Source organism: Angustibacter luteus (genome assembly GCF_039541115.1).
GTDB lineage: Bacteria > Actinomycetota > Actinomycetes > Actinomycetales > Angustibacteraceae > Angustibacter > Angustibacter luteus.
In genome coordinates this window covers 258,634-274,299 of the sequence record NZ_BAABFP010000004.1, presented here as the reverse complement: position 1 = coordinate 274,299, position 15,666 = coordinate 258,634, and the positions used below count along the sequence as shown (strand labels likewise).

At 71.9% G+C, this 15,666-nt stretch carries 17 protein-coding genes and 1 tRNA gene; 11 read left to right on the top strand and 7 right to left on the bottom strand.

Annotation, left to right across the window (positions count from 1 at the left end; translation table 11 throughout):
- Positions 1–178: 178 nt before the first annotated feature.
- The 3 genes from ABEB17_RS07695 to ABEB17_RS07685 are packed head-to-tail and all read left to right on the top strand — an operon-like array spanning position 179 to position 2,453.
- Entirely contained in the window at positions 179–1,054 is an 876-nt protein-coding gene (locus ABEB17_RS07695) for a hypothetical protein (RefSeq protein WP_345716095.1), read from the top strand.
- Positions 1,051–1,674, top strand: coding sequence for a hypothetical protein (locus ABEB17_RS07690; RefSeq protein WP_345716094.1), 624 nt, complete (start codon positions 1,051–1,053; stop codon positions 1,672–1,674). Before ABEB17_RS07695 ends, ABEB17_RS07690 begins: the two co-directional genes overlap by 4 nt.
- Entirely contained in the window at positions 1,674–2,453 is a 780-nt protein-coding gene (locus ABEB17_RS07685) for an SDR family oxidoreductase (protein WP_345716093.1), read from the top strand. Before ABEB17_RS07690 ends, ABEB17_RS07685 begins: the two co-directional genes overlap by 1 nt.
- Before the next feature lie 66 nt (positions 2,454–2,519).
- Here the strand turns inward: ABEB17_RS07685 and ABEB17_RS07680 are convergent.
- Positions 2,520–2,602, bottom strand: a tRNA-Leu gene (locus ABEB17_RS07680).
- 174 nt (positions 2,603–2,776) lie between these two features.
- On the opposite strand from ABEB17_RS07680, the gene ABEB17_RS07675 reads away from it, so the two are divergent.
- The 7 genes from ABEB17_RS07675 to pknB are packed head-to-tail and all read left to right on the top strand — an operon-like array spanning position 2,777 to position 11,533.
- Entirely contained in the window at positions 2,777–3,562 is a 786-nt protein-coding gene (locus tag ABEB17_RS07675; RefSeq protein WP_345716092.1) for an FHA domain-containing protein, read from the top strand.
- On the top strand, positions 3,559–4,044 hold the full coding sequence (locus tag ABEB17_RS07670) for an FHA domain-containing protein FhaB/FipA (protein WP_345716091.1): 486 nt from the start codon (positions 3,559–3,561) through the stop codon (positions 4,042–4,044). The genes ABEB17_RS07675 and ABEB17_RS07670 overlap by 4 nt, the downstream gene beginning before the upstream one ends.
- A gap of 6 nt (positions 4,045–4,050) precedes the next feature.
- Positions 4,051–5,406, top strand: coding sequence for a PP2C family protein-serine/threonine phosphatase (locus ABEB17_RS07665; protein ID WP_345716090.1), 1,356 nt, complete (start codon positions 4,051–4,053; stop codon positions 5,404–5,406).
- Entirely contained in the window at positions 5,406–6,788 is a 1,383-nt protein-coding gene (locus ABEB17_RS07660) for an FtsW/RodA/SpoVE family cell cycle protein (protein WP_345716380.1), read from the top strand. The genes ABEB17_RS07665 and ABEB17_RS07660 overlap by 1 nt, the downstream gene beginning before the upstream one ends.
- Positions 6,785–8,236 carry a peptidoglycan D,D-transpeptidase FtsI family protein gene (locus ABEB17_RS07655; RefSeq protein WP_345716089.1) on the top strand — a complete coding sequence of 484 codons (1,452 nt, stop codon included), beginning with the start codon at positions 6,785–6,787 and terminating at the stop codon, positions 8,234–8,236. Before ABEB17_RS07660 ends, ABEB17_RS07655 begins: the two co-directional genes overlap by 4 nt.
- Positions 8,233–9,717, top strand: coding sequence for a protein kinase domain-containing protein (locus ABEB17_RS07650; protein ID WP_345716088.1), 1,485 nt, complete (start codon positions 8,233–8,235; stop codon positions 9,715–9,717). Before ABEB17_RS07655 ends, ABEB17_RS07650 begins: the two co-directional genes overlap by 4 nt.
- 31 nt (positions 9,718–9,748) lie before the next feature.
- The gene (pknB, locus tag ABEB17_RS07645; RefSeq protein ID WP_345716087.1) at positions 9,749–11,533 is read left to right on the top strand and encodes a Stk1 family PASTA domain-containing Ser/Thr kinase; all 1,785 of its coding nucleotides are present in this window, start codon (positions 9,749–9,751) and stop codon (positions 11,531–11,533) included.
- Between the two features lie 10 nt (positions 11,534–11,543).
- Here pknB and ABEB17_RS07640 read toward each other — a convergent pair whose 3' ends face one another.
- The 4 genes from ABEB17_RS07640 to ABEB17_RS07625 are packed head-to-tail and all read right to left on the bottom strand — an operon-like array spanning position 11,544 to position 13,757.
- Positions 11,544–12,176: an aminodeoxychorismate/anthranilate synthase component II gene (locus ABEB17_RS07640; RefSeq protein WP_345716086.1), complete on the bottom strand. Its 633-nt coding sequence runs from the start codon at positions 12,174–12,176 to the stop codon at positions 11,544–11,546.
- Positions 12,173–12,331, bottom strand: a complete 159-nt coding sequence (locus tag ABEB17_RS07635; protein WP_345716085.1) for a hypothetical protein — start codon at positions 12,329–12,331, stop codon at positions 12,173–12,175. Before ABEB17_RS07635 ends, ABEB17_RS07640 begins: the two co-directional genes overlap by 4 nt.
- 2 nt (positions 12,332–12,333) lie before the next feature.
- Positions 12,334–13,017, bottom strand: a complete 684-nt coding sequence (locus ABEB17_RS07630; RefSeq protein WP_345716084.1) for a class E sortase — start codon at positions 13,015–13,017, stop codon at positions 12,334–12,336.
- Positions 13,014–13,757 (bottom strand): DUF881 domain-containing protein, encoded by a 744-nt coding sequence (locus ABEB17_RS07625; protein ID WP_345716083.1) that lies wholly within the window; start codon positions 13,755–13,757, stop codon positions 13,014–13,016. Before ABEB17_RS07625 ends, ABEB17_RS07630 begins: the two co-directional genes overlap by 4 nt.
- 41 nt (positions 13,758–13,798) lie before the next feature.
- Between ABEB17_RS07625 and crgA the strand changes: the two genes are divergently transcribed.
- Positions 13,799–14,047, top strand: a complete 249-nt coding sequence (gene crgA / locus ABEB17_RS07620) for a cell division protein CrgA (RefSeq protein ID WP_345716082.1) — start codon at positions 13,799–13,801, stop codon at positions 14,045–14,047.
- A 78-nt stretch (positions 14,048–14,125) separates the two neighbouring features.
- Here the strand turns inward: crgA and ABEB17_RS07615 are convergent, their stop codons facing one another.
- Together ABEB17_RS07615 and ABEB17_RS07610 are read right to left on the bottom strand one after the other, a co-directional pair.
- The gene (locus ABEB17_RS07615; RefSeq protein ID WP_345716081.1) at positions 14,126–14,923 is read right to left on the bottom strand and encodes a rhomboid family intramembrane serine protease; all 798 of its coding nucleotides are present in this window, start codon (positions 14,921–14,923) and stop codon (positions 14,126–14,128) included.
- A gap of 118 nt (positions 14,924–15,041) precedes the next feature.
- A complete protein-coding gene (locus ABEB17_RS07610; protein ID WP_345716080.1) occupies positions 15,042–15,566 on the bottom strand; it encodes a peptidylprolyl isomerase in 525 nt (174 codons plus the stop codon).
- Between the last annotated feature and the right edge of the window lie 100 nt (positions 15,567–15,666).

Below are 15,666 nucleotides of genomic sequence, written 5' to 3'. Positions count from 1 at the left end.
CTGGGGGAGGTTGGCCGACGCCGGATCGGCGCGGGCGGACGAACGGTGCGCGCGGATGCTAGCCACATCCGGACAGGCCAGGCGGACCACCGAGGCGACGTTCACCCGGCCGGGCCAGTGCCACCGGGGGGGACGTTCGGCACTGCCGCGACGGCGCGGTACCCACCACGCTCGAGCCATGACGCTCCTCGACTCCCCACCCCTCACGCGCGCCCCGGAAGCAGCTCGGGCGAGCCGGGCCCTGGCGTGGGTGCTGGTGCTGCTGGCCAGCGGGATGGTCGCCTGCTCGCTGCTCGGGCCGGTGGGCTTCGGGGCGATGGCGTACCGGACGTCGTCCACCTCGCTGAACCAGCTCAGGGGCAGCGACGCGGCAACCCTGTTCCTCATCGCACCGTTGACCCTGGCAGCCGCCGCCCTCGCGTGGCGCCGGCACCCGGCGTCCCCGCTGCTGGCGACCGGACTCGGGGCGTACGCGCTCTACACGTACGCCCAGGTCGTGATCGGGCAGGAGTACCTGCGGCTGCCCGGCAACGTCGAGCGGTTCTTCCCGTTGCTGCTGGCGGTGTTTGTCCTGGGCGGGGCGGCCGTTGTGCTCGGCCAACGACTCACCCCCGCCGTGCTGCCGGCCCTGTCGCCGCGGGTCGGGCGCACCCTGGGCGTCGTCCTGCTCTGCGTGGCGGCGTTCGTCCTCGTCGGCCTGCACCTGCCCACGATGCTGACCGCCTGGCGCGACCCGACCTCGATGCCCCAGTACGCGCCCAGCCCGACGCCGTTCTGGATGGTGAAGCTGATGGACCTCGGCATCGTCGTACCGGTCGCCGTCGTCACCGGCATCGGCATGCTGCGCGGCGCCGACTGGGCGCCTCGCGTCATGTACCCGCTGCTGACCGCCTACGCCTGCCTGGCCACGTCCGTCGCCGCGATGGCGCTGGTGATGGTGCTGCGGGGCGACCCGGACGCCTCGGTCGCCCTGCTCTGCGGGTTCGCCGCCTTCGCTGTCCTGTTCGCGTCCCTCACTGCGGTCGCGTACCGGCCGCTGCTGCGCGCCTCGTGACCAGCACCGGGCAGGTCGACCTCTACTGGCTGCCCCTCGGGGCGGGGGAGCGCTCGGGCTGCGTGCGCTGGAACGGCCGGCTGTTCGAGTCGATCGTGGCCAGGCGCACACGCCGGATGCCGTCCGACCTCTACCACTCGGCGCTCGAGATCCACCTGGACGACGTCCGGTTCACCATCGAGATGACTCCGGTGTGGGGCAACGGTTCTGGTGACCGAGGGGTCGTGGCGACCGGTCCGGTCGGCCTGCGCGCACTGGGTCGCTCGAGGTTCTTCCGCTACGAGGTGCGGTGCTGGCGCGGAGGAAGCATCCCCGACCTGGCCGAGGCCGCCGGCGGACGACGGACCCTGCGCACGGACCCGCACGTCGCGCGACGCGTGCTCGACCTCGTCTCGACAGTGCCGACCGCCACCTGGGGCCGGGACGAGCTCGGCACCGGCGACATGTGGAACTCGAACTCGCTGACGTCGTGGCTGATCGCGAGCGCCGGCATCGGCACGGACGACGTCGCGCCCCCGCTGGGCGGGCGCGCACCCGGCTGGACGGCGGGACTGGCCGTCGCCCGCCGCGGGCCGGCGGTGAGTAGCGTCGGGCCCACGCCGACGACGAGGAGCCCGTGATGGACCTGCAGCTGAACGGCAAGACGGCGGTGGTCACGGGCGCGAGCCGCGGGATCGGGCTGGCGATCACCCAGGCCCTCGTGCGCGAGGGAGCCCGGGTCGTCGCGGGTGCGCGGACGACGTCCGCCGAGCTCGACTCGCTGGTGGCCGGCGGCGACGTCCAGTTCGTGGCCGTCGACCTCGGCCGTCCGGAGGCGGCCGCGACGCTCGTCGACGCCGCCGCGGGGCGCATCGACGTCCTGGTCAACAACGTCGGGCACGCCCCTGCCCGGACCGAGGGCTTCCTGGCGATCACCGACGAGCAGTGGCAGCAGAGCCTGGACCTGAACCTGCTCAGCGCCGTGCGGATCCTGCGCAGCGCGGTCCCGGTGATGATCGCCGGGGGCGGCGGGTCCGTCGTCACGGTCGTGTCGGTGAACGCGGTGCTGCCCGACCCGGCGGTGCTCGACTACGGGGCGGCCAAGGCCGCGCTCGCCAACGCCTCGAAGGCGCTGTCCAAGGAGCTCGCTCCGAGCCGCATCCGGCTCAACACCGTCTCGCCCGGGCCGGTGTCGACGGCGCTGTGGCTGGGCGCGGGCGGCGTGGCGGAGACGTTCGCCGCGGCGGGCGGCGCCACCGCGCAGGAGGTCGTCGACCAGGCGGCCCGGCAGTCGCCGACCGGTCGGTTCACGACGCCCGACGAGGTCGCGGACCTCGTGCTCCTGCTGGCGAGCGAGCGGTCGGCGAACGTCACGGGCGCCGACTTCACCGTCGACGGCGGGCTCGTCCCGACCTGGTGAGCGTGCGCCGGTGGGTACGCGAGAGCCCCCGAGACCGTGAAGGTCTCGGGGGCTCTTCGTGAAGGGTGCGCGAGGGGGGATTTGAACCCCCACGCCCTTTCGGACACTGGCACCTGAAGCCAGCGCGTCTGCCATTCCGCCACTCGCGCGTGAACCTCGGCAGACACCCAGAAGTGCCCCCGAAGTTCGCGCACAAGGCTAGCACGGGCTGGTGGTTGCTCCGTCCACCGTTACGATGACGGCTGGCCAGCGAGCGGCCGTTGGGTGCCCGCTGTGCCAGCACGGACGTGAGCCACGCACGACCCACCCGAGGGAGGTGCCACATGGGAGTGTTCGACCGGTTCGAGAAGGGGATCGAGCGCGCCGTCAACGGCGCCTTCGCCAAGGCCTTCCGGTCCGAGGTGCAGCCCGTCGAGATCGCCAGCCAGCTCCGTCGCGCCGCCGACGAGAAGGCCGCCGTCGTGGGCCGCGGCCGCACCCTCGTCCCCAACGCCTTCGTCGTCGAGCTGGGCTCGACCGACCACGACCGGCTCTACGACTACGAGGACGAGCTGTCCAAGGAGTTCGCCAACAACCTGCGCGCGCACGCCGAGCAGCAGGGCTACGCGTTCGTCGGACCGGTGTCGGTGGAGTTCGAGGAGATCCCGGACCTGGCCACCGGACTGTTCCGGGTTCGCACCGCCACGGTGAAGGGCCGCCAGCCCGAGGCGGGCCCGGCGCCGGCCCCCATCCCGCGCGACCCCGAGACCCCGGGCCCGAGCGTCCTGCACGCCCGCGAGCTGCACGCCGAGCGCCAGCAGAGCCACGAGGCTGGACGACGCCCCTGGTTGGACATCGACGGCCACGCCTACCCGCTGACGTCGTCCAGCACCGTCATCGGCCGCGGCAACGAGGCCGACATCGTGATCGACGACCCCGGCGTGAGCCGCAAGCACGCGGAGATCCGGGTGACCACGGACGGCCCCCACCTGGTGGCCACGCTGCGCGACCTCGGCTCGACCAACGGCACCTTCCTGGACGCGCAGCGCATTGGGGCAGCCGAGCTCGGCAACGGGTCCACGATCACCATCGGACGGACCCGCGCCGTCTACCGCAGCGGAGCGCGATGAGCGAGCTCACCGTCACGATCATCCGGCTCGGGCTGCTCGCCGTCCTGTGGGTGTTCGTCTTCTCGGTGGTCGGCGTGCTGCGCGGCGACCTGTTCGGCACCCGGGTCACCCAGCGGGCCGCCACCACGCCCGCCCCGCGCAAGGAGCCGGCCCCGGCCAAGCCCCCGAAGGCCGCCCGCACCAGCCGGCGCACGCCGTCCCACGTCCTGGTGACCGAGGGACCTCTCAAGGGCACGACGATCTCGCTCGGCCAGCAGTCCGTGCTGATCGGTCGCAACCCGGGCTCGACCGTGGTGCTCGAGGACGACTACGCGTCCGGACGGCACGCGCGCATCTACCCCGAGGGCGAGGAGTGGTTCGTCGAGGACCTGGGCTCGACCAACGGCACCTACCTCGGCAACGACCGGCTCACCGCGCCGCAGCAGCTGTCGGTGGGATCGACGCTGCGGATCGGCACCACCGTCCTCGAGCTGCGCAGGTAGCGCCGGATGGCTGTCGCGCTGCGCTACGCGGCCCGCTCGGACATCGGGCTGGGTCGCTACAAGAACAACCAGGACTCCGGGTACGCCGGGCCGCACCTGCTCGCGGTCTGCGACGGCATGGGTGGGCACGCCGCGGGGGACGTCGCGAGCTCGGTCGCCCTCGGCGAGCTGGTCGCCCTGGACGGCGAGTCCCACGGCGGCGACGCGCTGCAGCAGCTCGACGCGACGATTCACGCCGCGAACGCGGCCCTGCAGGCGCGGGTCCGCGCCGAGCCGGACCTGGCCGGCATGGGCACCACGACCACCGCACTGGTCCTGCACGGGCAGCGGATCGCGCTCGCGCACATCGGCGACTCACGCTGCTACCTGTTGCGGGACGGCGAGATCACCCGCCTCACGCACGACCACACGTTCGTCCAGCGCCTCGTCGACGAGGGCAAGATCACCGAGGACGAGGCGGAGCGGCACCCGCAGCGGTCGGTGATCACCCGGGTGCTGACCGGCGACCCGGACGACGAGCCCGACCTGTCCGTGCGCGAGGCCCGGGTGGGCGACCGGTACCTCGTCTGCTCCGACGGCCTCACCGGCGTCGTCCGCGACGACACGCTCGCCGAGGTGCTCGGCGAGCAGGACGACCCGGGCACCTGCGCACAGGCCCTAGTCGACCTCGCGCTGCGTGGCGGTGGTGCCGACAACATCACCTGCGTGGTCGCGCACGTGGTCGACCCCGGGTCGGCCGCCCCGAGCTCGGCTCCGCAGGTCGTCGGCTCGGCCGCGGTGCGCGGCACGGTCCCGCCGGTCACCCCGCCCAGCACGCCCGCCGCCAAGGCCGCCGCGCTCGACCGTCCCGACCCGACCGAGCCGGACGACGAGCCGCCCACCGCGCGACCGGTGTCCGGTGCGCGCCGGGCGATGCGTGCCGTCGCGGCGTTGCTCGTGGTCGGCGTGCTCGTGGCCGGCGGCTACGCGGCCTACGCCTGGAGCCAGCAGCAGTACTACGTCGGCGCGGACGGCGAGAACGTCGCCATCTACCGCGGGCTGCCCCAGGACCTCGGCCCGATCAGCCTCTCGCACGTCTACGAGGCGCAGGACCTGGCGCTGAGTGACCTGCCGGAGTACACGGCCGAGCGGGTCCGTGACGCGATCACCGTGGACGACCTGAGCGCCGCGCACGCCAAGGTCGACGAGCTGCGCACCCAGGTGTGTGCGACCCCGACGCCCAGCGCCACCCCCAGCCCGACCACCACCCCCAGTCCGAGCGCGAGCGCGAGCCCGACCGCCTCACCCACGGCCACGCCCACCCCGACGCCCACCCCGACCCCCACGACGGGCACGACGACCGACTGCGGGAGCGCGGGCTGATGGCCACGATCACGACGGTCGTCCCGCGCACCCGCCGTGGCGTCGAGCTGGTGCTGCTCGTGTTCGCGGTGGGCATCGTGCTGGTGGCGTACGCGAACGTCGGCCTGGCGGTGGACGGCGAGCTGCCGCCGAGCATGGTCTCGTACGGCGTCGGGCTGATCGTGCTGGTCGGCGCGGTGCACCTGATGCTGCGCTGGAAGGCCTCGTACGCCGACCCCGTGATGCTGCCGATCGCCACGCTGCTCAACGGTCTCGGCCTCGTGATGATCCACCGCCTCGACCTGGCGGAGGACCGCAGCGGCGGCGGAATGGCTGCCCGGCAGCTGATCTGGATGACCATCGGCGTCGCGATCTGCCTGGCGATCCTCTACGTCATCCGCGACCACCGGATGCTGCAGCGCTACACGTTCACCGCGATGCTCGTCGGTCTCGGCCTGCTGCTCCTGCCGCTGGTCCCCGGGCTGGGCAAGAACATCAACGGCTCGCGGATCTGGATCGGCGTGGGGTCGCTGTCGTTCCAGCCCGGTGAGCTCGCCAAGATCCTGCTGGCGATCTTCTTCGCCGGCTACCTCGTGCAGACCCGCGACTCCCTGGCCCTGGTCGGTCGCAAGGTGCTCGGCATCTCGTTCCCGCGGGCCCGCGACCTCGGCCCGATCATCGTGGCCTGGCTCGCCAGCCTTGCCGTGCTGATCTTCGAGCGCGACCTCGGCTCGTCGCTGCTCTTCTTCGGGCTCTTCGTCGCCATGCTGTACGTGGCGACCGAGCGCAAGAGCTGGATCTTCATCGGCTTCGTGCTGTTCGTCGCCGGCTCCTACCTCGCCTACCTGATGTTCGGGCACGTGCAGCGCCGCGTGCTGCTGTGGCTGCACCCGTTCTCGCAGAAGGCTCTCGAGGTCAGCGACCAGCTCGTGCGAGGCCTGTTCGGGATGGCGGACGGCGGATTGCTGGGGACCGGTCTCGGACGCGGTCACCCCGACCTGACCTACTACGCCGAGAGCGACTTCATCGTGCCGTCGTTCGGCGAGGAGATCGGCCTGGTCGGCGTCTTCGCCCTGCTGCTGCTCTACCTGATCTTCGTCGAGCGCGGCCTGCGCACGGCCCTGGGGGTGCGCGACGGCTACGGCAAGCTGCTGGCCAGCGGCCTGGCGTTCACCGTTGCGCTGCAGTGCTTCGTGGTCGTCGGCGGCGTCACCCGGGTCATCCCGCTGACCGGTCTGACGATGCCGTTCCTGTCCGCGGGCGGCAGCTCGCTCGTCGCCAACTGGGCCATCCTCGGGCTGCTGCTGCGGATCAGCGACCAGGCCCGACGTCCGGCCCCGGCGATCGAGCCCACCAACCTCGGGCTGGACGACGCGCCCACCGAGGTGGTGAAGCTGCGATGAACGCACCCATCCGGCGGCTCTCCGTCCTCGTGCTCGTGCTCTTCGGCTCGTTGCTGCTGTCGTCCACGTACATCCAGTTCGTGCAGGCGTCGTCGTTGCGCGAGAAGCCGAACAACCGTCGCACCCTCCTGGAGAACTACTCCCGCCAGCGTGGCCCGATCCTGATCACCGGCAAGCCGGTCGCCCGGTCGGTGGCCACCGACGACGAGCTGAAGTACGTGCGGCAGTACAGCAACGGCGAGCTGTACTCGCACCTGACCGGGTACTACTCGTTCGTGTACGGCGCGGGCGCCGGCATCGAGCGTTCCGAGAACGACCTGCTCTCCGGCCAGGCCGACCAGCTGTTCTACCGCCGCGTCGTCGACGTGCTGACCGGCCGAGAGCAGCAGGGCGCCTCGGTCGAGCTGACCGTCGACCCGGCGGCGCAGAAGGCGGCGGCGGACGGCCTGGGCGAGCAGCGCGGCGCCGTCGTGGCCCTCGACCCGCGCACCGGCGCCATCCTGGCGATGGCCAGCAACCCGACGTACGACCCGAACGAGCTGGCCGGCCACGACCTCACCACGGTGCAGGCCAACTACAAGCGGCTGCTCGCGGACGACGACGACCCGCTGATCAACCGGTCGATCCAGGCGCTCTACCCGCCGGGGTCGACGTTCAAGGTGGTGACCGCGGCAGCGGCCCTGTCCAGCGGCAGGTACACCGAGAACTCCGTGGTGCCCGGCCCGGCCGTCCTCGACCTGCCGCAGACCACGGCGAACCTGCGCAACGACTTCGCGGGCAGCTGCGGGCCGAACGACAAGGTCGACCTGACCCGCGCCCTGCAGATCTCGTGCAACACGGCGTTCGCCTCGCTCGGCCTGGCCCTCGGCGACGACGCGATCCGGGCGCAGGCCGAGAAGTTCGGGTTCGGCGACCGGATCGGCGTCCCCATGCCGGTCGCGCCCAGCATCGTCCCGGCCGACATGAACAAGCCGCAGACCGCGCAGGCCGCCATCGGCCAGTACGACGTCCGGGTCACCCCGCTGCAGATGGCGATGGTCGCGGCCGGCGTCGCGAACGACGGCGTCGTGATGGCGCCCTACTCGGTCAAGACCGTGCGCGGCCCGGACCTCGACGTCCTCGACCAGGCGAAGCCGCAGGAGCTCAGCCGCGCCGTCGACTCGAGCGTCGCGGACCAGCTGACCCGGATGATGGAGAAGGTCGTCGAGTCCGGCACCGGCACCCGCGCGCAGATCCCCGGCATCAAGGTCGCCGGCAAGACCGGCACGGCCCAGCACGCCAAGGGCGAGCCGCCGCACGCGTGGTTCATCTGCTTCGCGCCCGCCGACGACCCGAAGGTCGCCGTGGCCGTGGTCGTCGAGGACGGCGGCAAGGCCGGCAACGAGGCGTTCGGCGGCCGGATCGCCGCCCCCATCGCCAAGTCCGTGATGGAGGCGGTGCTGCGATGAGCGACCTGCACCCCGAGCCCGGCCTGCGGGTCGCCGACCGGTACCAGCTGACCTCCCGGATCGCCGTCGGCGGCATGGGCGAGGTGTGGCGCGCGCAGGACGAGATCCTCGGCCGGGAGGTCGCGGTCAAGCTGCTGCGCCGCGAGTTCGCCCAGGACGAGATGTTCCTGACCCGCTTCCGCGCCGAGGCCCGGCACACGGCGTCCCTGAGCCACCCCGGCATCGCCTCGGTCTACGACTACGGGGAGACGCTGGGCACCGCCTACCTGGTGATGGAGCTGGTGGACGGCGAGCCGTTGTCCGCGTGGCTGTCCCGCCAGGGCGCGCTGCCCGCCGCGACCGCCGTGCCGCTGATCCAGCAGGCGGCGGCCGGGTTGCAGGCCGCGCACGACGGCGGCGTGGTGCACCGCGACATCAAGCCGGCGAACCTGCTGATCACCCACGACGAGACGCTCAAGATCACCGACTTCGGCATCGCCCGGGCCGGCGACCAGGTGCCGATCACCCGCACCGGCGAGGTGATGGGCACGGCGCAGTACCTGTCCCCGGAGCAGGCCATCGGCCAGCCGGCCACCCCGCTGAGTGACGTGTACGCGCTCGGCGTCGTGGCGTACGAGACCCTGGCCGGACGTCGTCCCTTCGACCACGGCACCGCCGTGGCCACCGCGATGGCTCAGGTCAACGACGCGCCCGACCCGCTGCCGCCGGACGTCCCGGCGTCGGTGGCCGCCGTCGTCCTGTGGGCGATGGAGAAGGACCCGGCGCACCGCCCGCAGAGCGCGGCCGAGCTCGGGCAGGCCCTCGGCGGCGCCATGCAGGGCGTCGACACGGCGCCGTCGGGCACCCAGGTCATGCCCGCGGTGGTCGCCCCCGTGCCGGTCACCGGGCCGCCGACCACGGTCACCGCCGCGTCCGGCCCGGTGCCGGCCGACCACCGCACGCGCAACGTCCTGCTGGCCGTCCTCGGCGTGCTGCTCGTCGCCGCGCTGGTCGCCCTCGCCGTGCACCAGCTGGGCGATGACACCACCAACCCCACCCCCGGTACGACGGCCACGACGTCCGCCCCGACGACCTCCGCCCCGACGACCTCGCAGACCACCTCGAGCCCGGACGAGATCACCCTCGACCCCGCCGACTACGTCGGGCGTCCGGCGAAGGACGTCGAGCGCGAGCTCAAGGCGATGGGGCTGGAGGTCACGCAGAACCCGGTGAAGGACACCGGCGCGGAGCAGAACACCGTGGTCGCGCTCTCGCCGACGTCCGGGCTGCAGGAGGGCGACACCGTCACCCTCGACGTGGCGAAGGGAAAGTCCGAGCCCACGAACACCCCGACGACATCGACCACCAGCACGACGACCACCACGACCACCACCACGACGACCCCGGAGACCCCGGCGACCTCCCCGACCGGGGACGCGGCCGGCACCGCAGACGCGACGGGCGACCCCGGGGACCCGATCAGCACCGAGGCGGCAGGATGATCCACGACCGCACCGACACGAAGGGCACGACGTGAACGCGACACCCCGCCTGCTCGGCGGACGCTACGAGGTCGGCGACCTGCTGGGACGCGGCGGCATGGCCGACGTGCACCTCGGCCGGGACGCCCGGCTCGGTCGTGCCGTGGCCATCAAGATGCTGCGCTCCGACCTCGCCCGCGACCCGTCGTTCCAGGCCCGGTTCCGTCGCGAGGCCCAGTCCGCGGCAGCGCTCAACCACCCCGCGGTGGTGGCGGTCTACGACAGCGGCGAGGAGCCCGCGGTCGAGGGCGGCGTCGCGGTGCCGTACATCGTCATGGAGTACGTCGAGGGCCGCACGCTGCGCGAGCTCGTCAGCACCGGCCAGCCCATGGGCTGGCGCGAGGCGCTCCGGGTGACCAGCGGGGTTCTCGCCGCGCTCGGCTACAGCCACCGCGCCGGCATCGTGCACCGCGACATCAAGCCCGCCAACGTGATGGTCACGCCGTCCGGTGACATCAAGGTCATGGACTTCGGCATCGCCCGGGCCATCGCCGACTCCTCGGCGACGATGACCCAGACGCAGGCCGTGATCGGCACCGCCCAGTACCTCTCACCGGAGCAGGCCCGCGGCGAGACCGTCGACGCCCGCAGCGACCTCTACTCGGCAGGCTGCCTGCTCTTCGAGCTGCTCACCCTGCGGCCGCCGTTCATCGCGGACTCCCCGGTCGCCGTCGCGTACCAGCACGTGAGCGAGGCGGCGATCGCGCCGAGCACGGTCGCGGACGACGTCCCGCCGGCTGTGGACGCGATCGTGCTGCACGCGCTCGAGAAGGACCGCGGCAGCCGCTACCAGACCGCCGACGACTTCCGCGAGGACGTCGAGGCCGCGCTGGCCGGCCGCCGGATCAGCAACGCCGCGCTCGGCTCCGTCGCCGCCGGTGCGCTGGCCGGTGCGGCGCTGGCGACCGAGGCGATGGGCACCGTGCCGACGACGGCCGCGACCACCGCGCTGCCGCCGGCCGTGCCCGAGGCGGACATGCTGCCGGACGCCGGCGAGGAGGAGAAGCCCAACCGCACCGGGCTGTGGATCCTGCTCGGCCTGCTGGCCGCGGCACTGATCGCGGTGGCCGTGCTCGTGCTGCCTGGCATGCTCGGCGGCAACGAGACGCCACCGGTCACCAAGGTGGCGGTGCCCGACCTGACGTCGATGACCGCCGACCAGGCGGTCAGCGCGCTCACCGCCAAGGGGTTGAAGCTCGGCACCCACGAGACCGCAGCCAGCGACACGGTGGACGAGGGCAAGGTCATCAGCCAGGACCCCGGCGCCAACGCGCAGGTCGAACCGGCCTCGGCGGTCAACGTGGTGCTCTCGTCCGGGCCGGACGCCGTCGAGGTGCCGAAGCTCGAGGGGCTGACCAAGAGCCAGGCGACCAGTGCGCTGAAGGAGGTCGGGCTCAAGCTCGGGGAGGTCACCGAGGTCGAGTCGACCGAGCAGGACGCGGGGCACATCGTGTCGAGCAACCCGTCCGCCGGTGACTCCGTGGCCAAGGACACTGCGGTCGCCGTCGAGATCGCCAACGGCAAGGTCACCGTGCCCAACGTGCGCGGCCAGACGGTGTCCGAGGCGACGACCACGCTGACCAACGCCAACCTGAAGGTCGACGCGACCCAGTACGAGGAGAGCACCCAGCCCGAGGGCACCGTCATCTCGCAGACGAACGCCGGCAAGACCGTCGACCAGGGGACGACGATCAAGCTGGTGATCGCCAAGGCGCCGGCCACGCCTACCGAGACGCCCACGGGCACCCCGACGGGCACCCCGACGAGTACGCCCTAGCGCGTCGGGATCAGCTGCGCACCAGCGGCGCCATGCCCGCAGAGCGGGCGACGGCTCCGTCGTCCCCGCAGGTGGTCAGCCAGTTGGCGAGCAGCAGGTGCCCGCCCTCGGTGAGCACCGACTCGGGGTGGAACTGCACGCCCTCGAGCGGCAGGTCGCGGTGCCGGACGGCCATGATGATGCCGCTCGCGGTGCTCCCGGTGACCTCGAGCTCGTCCGGCACGGTCTCGGGCTCGATGGTCAGCGAGTGGTAGCGGGTGGCGGTGAACGGCGTCGGCAGGCCGGCCAGCACGCCGGCGCCCTCGTGCTCGACGAGGCTCGTCTTGCCGTGCAACAGCTCGGGCGCCCGGCCGACCACGCCGCCGAAGGCGACGCCGAGGGCCTGGTGGCCGAGGCAGACCCCGAGCATGGGCTGGCCCCGGTCGGCGCAGGCGCGCACCATGTCGACGCAGATCCCGGCGTCCTCGGGGGTGCCCGGGCCGGGGGAGAGCAGCACGCCGTCGTAACCGGCGCCGTCCTCGACGGACAGCGCGTCGTTGCGGACGACGTCGCAGACCGCCCCGAGCTGGGTCAGGTAGCCGATGATCGTGAACACGAAGCTGTCGTAGTTGTCCACGACGAGCACGCGGGGGCCTTCGCTCATTCGTTCACCGTCCCGTCGTTGAAGGGCATGTAGGGGGCGAGCAGGTCGAAGCCCCACACGAACAGCACCGCCACCACGGCCAACGCGAGGACGACGGACAGCACGATTCTCGCCCACGTCGGCCCGGGCAGGTGGCGCCAGATCCAGCCGTACACCGCTACCCCCTCAGGACGTCCGGGACGACGCCCGGCGCCTTCGCGATCGTCTGGTCGAGCTTGCTGAACAGCACGTACCGCTGGCGCGCCGAGAACTTCGGGTGGCAGGCCGTCATGGTCATCATGGCGTCCGTCGGTTGCTGGCCCGGGTGGTTCGGCACCGGCGCGATGACCTCGGTGTGGTCCGGGGTGACGATCCGGTGCGAGACGACCCGGTAGACGTACCAGGCGTTCGAGGTCTCGATGACGATCGGGTCGCCGACCTTGAGCTCGTCGACCCGGTTGAACGGCTTGGCGTAGGTGACCCGGTGCCCGGCGACCGCGAAGTTGCCGACCTGCCCGGGGAAGGCGGCGCCGACGTAGTGGCCGACGCCCCGGTCGAGCACCTCCAGCGACGTGCCCTCCAAGATCGGGCGGGCGTAGCCCTTGCCGAACCGCGGGATGTGGATGAGCGCGAACGCCTTGCCGTAGGGGACGCTGGTGATCGTCTTCGGCTCGGCCGAGGCGCTGGGGTGCGGGGGCTGGTCGTCCCACTGCTGCTGCAGCGCCTGGGTCTGCTGGGTCTGCACGCGGGTGGCGGTGACGTCGGTCCACCACAGCTGCCAGACGACGAACAGCAGCAGCACGATCCCGGCCGTGATGAAGACCTCGCCGACCCCCCGGACGGCGACCCGCACCGCGTTCACCGGATCGCTGTCGCGTGCTCGAGCAGCAGCGAGCCGTCGTACCCGGGCAGCTTCGTGAGGCCGAGGCGCTCGACCTTGTACCCCAGCCCGACGGCGTCCACGTACTGCCGGTAGATCTGCAGCTGCTCGGAGTCCTCGAGCGCGCGCTCCATCTTCGCCGGGTCACCGATGGCGGTGATCTTGTACGGCGGGGAGTACACGCGGTCCTGCAGGATCAGCACGTTGCCGACGCAGCGGACGGCGCTGGTCGAGATCACTCGCTGGTCCATCAGCATCATGGCCTCGGCGCCCGCGGCCCACAGCGTGTTCACCACGGCCTGGACGTCCTGCTGGTGCACGACCAGGTCGTCCGGCTCGAAGCCGTCGGGCACCTGGTCGGAGTGCGGGGCGTCGTCCAGCGAGACCCGCAGGGCGCGCCCGCGGACCGGACGGGTGCCGGCGGCCTGGCCGAGAGCGACGACCTGCTTGGTGAGCGACTCGAGCTGGGAGCCGGACGGCGCGCCGGCCCGGCTCAGCTCCTGCACCTGGGCCCGCAGCTGCGCGACCTGGTTCTCCTGCACCTGCGCGCGGTGCTCCTGCTCACGGACGAGGTCCGCGGTGTTGGTGCGGCCCTCGGCGCGCAGGTCCGTCCCGCGGGCGGTCGCGGCGCTCGTCGTGGCCAGCAGCCCGGCCATGGCGAACACGACCGGCGCGGCGACACCCCACCGCGTCAGCCGCAACTGGCGCAGGCGGGTGAACATGACCACTACGCTAGACGACCACAGCAACCTGAGGAGTCGCCGTGCCCGAATCCAGGGCCCGCAAGAAGGCCGCCTACACGCCCCCGCCGGCGAAGTCGGCCGGGCCGAAGCAGAGCCCGTCGTGGTACGCCCCCGTGATGTGCGCGTTGTTCGTGATCGGGTTGGCGTACATCGTCACGTTCTACATCAGCCAGGGTCGTTACCCGATCGAGGCCTTGGGCCCGTGGAACGTCATCCTCGGCTTCGGCGTCATCATGGTCGGCTTCGTGATGGCGACCCGCTGGCGCTGAGCCCCCGCTGATCGTCGGGGTGCTGCTTACACAGGTGTGATTCCATCCCCAGGGTGGGGACAACCCTGTGGACAACCGTCAGAAGACGGCCGTGGACAGCTTCCACACCGACAGGACGACGAGGACGGCCACGATCGCGAGGGTGCCGGCGATCTGGATGGCCGTCCGGTGCTGCTTGACCGGCGCCGCCATCACCAGGCCCACCGCAGCGCCGGTGATCAGCCCGCCGAGGTGACCCTGCCAGGCGACGTTCGGGACGACGAAACCGAGCGCGAAGTTGATCACGATGAAGACGATCACGCCGGCGGACTCCTGGCCGAGTCGGCGCTGCACGATGAGCAGAGCGCCGAAGAGGCCGAACACCGCCCCGGACGCGCCCACGACGCTGGCGCCCCACGAGAACGGGTTCAGCGGGTTGGCCAGCAGCAGGAAGCCGACGGAGCCGCCGAGGGCGCTCACCAGGTAGAGCGCGAGGTAGCGCACCCGACCGAGCTGCTGCTCGAGGAACGGGCCCACCTGGTAGAGCACGATCATGTTGAACAGGATGTGCAGCGGCCAGCCCGGGGAGTGCAGGAAGGCCGACGTGATGAACCGGTACGGCTCGGCGTCCGCGAGCGCCGGCACGAAGGCGAACCGGTCGGTGATGTCGGTGCCCGGCAGGCGTTGCAGCAGGTAGACGACGACGCAGATGCCGATGATCGCGAAGGTGACGACGGGTCTGCCGTCGCGGATCTGGCCACCGAAGGCGGTGCGACCGGAGCGGACGGTCTTCGCCTGCTCGCGCACGCAGTCGACGCACTGGATGCCGACCGCGGCCTGCCGCTGGCACTCGGGACAGGTGGGTCGTTCGCAGCGCTGGCAGCGGACGTAGCTCACCCGGTTGGGGTGGCGGGGGCAGACGGGCTCCGCAGACGGATCGACCGGTGAGCCGGACGGCGGTTCAGCCGAGGTGCTCACCGGTCGGTCCCCTGTTGCCTTGGTGGTGGTGCTGCGGTCAGGCGGCGGTGGTGGTGACGGACTCGATGACGACCGGCTCGCGCGGGGCGTCGCCGGGGCCGGTGGGCACCGCGACGATGGAGTCGACGACGTCCTTGCTGGACTGGTCGGCGACCTCACCGAAGATGGTGTGCTTGCCCTGCAGCCAGCCGGTGGGCTCGACGGTGATGAAGAACTGCGAGCCGTTGGTGCCCTTGCCACCCTGCTTGCCGGCGTTGGCCATGGCGAGCAGGTAGGGCTTGTCGAAGGCGAGCTCGGGTGCGATCTCGTCGTCGAAGGTGAAGCCGGGGCCACCGCGGCCGTCGCCGCGCGGGCAGCCACCCTGGATCATGAAGCCGGGGATGATGCGGTGGAACGTGAGTCCGTTGTAGAAGGGCTCCGTCTTGGTCTCGCCGGTCTCGGCGTCCTTCCATTCCTTGGTGCCGTCGGCCAGGCCGACGAAGTTGCGCACGGTCTCGGGCGCGTGGTCGGGAAAGAGCGTGATGTTGATGTCGCCCTTGTTCGTGTGCAGCGTGACGTCCATGCGCGACATCCTCGCACGGAGGGCGAATCCGGTGCCTACCCCTGGGTAGGCGAGATTGCCCACATCAGGGCAGGATGGGACGTCGACAGACCATCACCAG

What these genes read in the sequence shown, in the direction of transcription:
- ABEB17_RS07695 (WP_345716095.1), top strand. Translation starts at nt 179, where the DNA reads ATGACGCTCCTCGACTCCCCACCCCTCACGCGCGCCCCGGAAGCAGCT.
- ABEB17_RS07685 (WP_345716093.1), top strand. Translation starts at nt 1,674, where the DNA reads ATGGACCTGCAGCTGAACGGCAAGACGGCGGTGGTCACGGGCGCGAGC.
- ABEB17_RS07675 (WP_345716092.1), top strand. Translation starts at nt 2,777, where the DNA reads ATGGGAGTGTTCGACCGGTTCGAGAAGGGGATCGAGCGCGCCGTCAAC.
- ABEB17_RS07670 (WP_345716091.1), top strand. Translation starts at nt 3,559, where the DNA reads ATGAGCGAGCTCACCGTCACGATCATCCGGCTCGGGCTGCTCGCCGTC.
- ABEB17_RS07665 (WP_345716090.1), top strand. Translation starts at nt 4,051, where the DNA reads ATGGCTGTCGCGCTGCGCTACGCGGCCCGCTCGGACATCGGGCTGGGT.
- ABEB17_RS07660 (WP_345716380.1), top strand. Translation starts at nt 5,406, where the DNA reads ATGGCCACGATCACGACGGTCGTCCCGCGCACCCGCCGTGGCGTCGAG.
- ABEB17_RS07655 (WP_345716089.1), top strand. Translation starts at nt 6,785, where the DNA reads ATGAACGCACCCATCCGGCGGCTCTCCGTCCTCGTGCTCGTGCTCTTC.
- ABEB17_RS07650 (WP_345716088.1), top strand. Translation starts at nt 8,233, where the DNA reads ATGAGCGACCTGCACCCCGAGCCCGGCCTGCGGGTCGCCGACCGGTAC.
- ABEB17_RS07640 (WP_345716086.1), bottom strand. Translation starts at nt 12,176, where the DNA reads ATGAGCGAAGGCCCCCGCGTGCTCGTCGTGGACAACTACGACAGCTTC.
- ABEB17_RS07625 (WP_345716083.1), bottom strand. Translation starts at nt 13,757, where the DNA reads ATGTTCACCCGCCTGCGCCAGTTGCGGCTGACGCGGTGGGGTGTCGCC.
- ABEB17_RS07610 (WP_345716080.1), bottom strand. Translation starts at nt 15,566, where the DNA reads ATGGACGTCACGCTGCACACGAACAAGGGCGACATCAACATCACGCTC.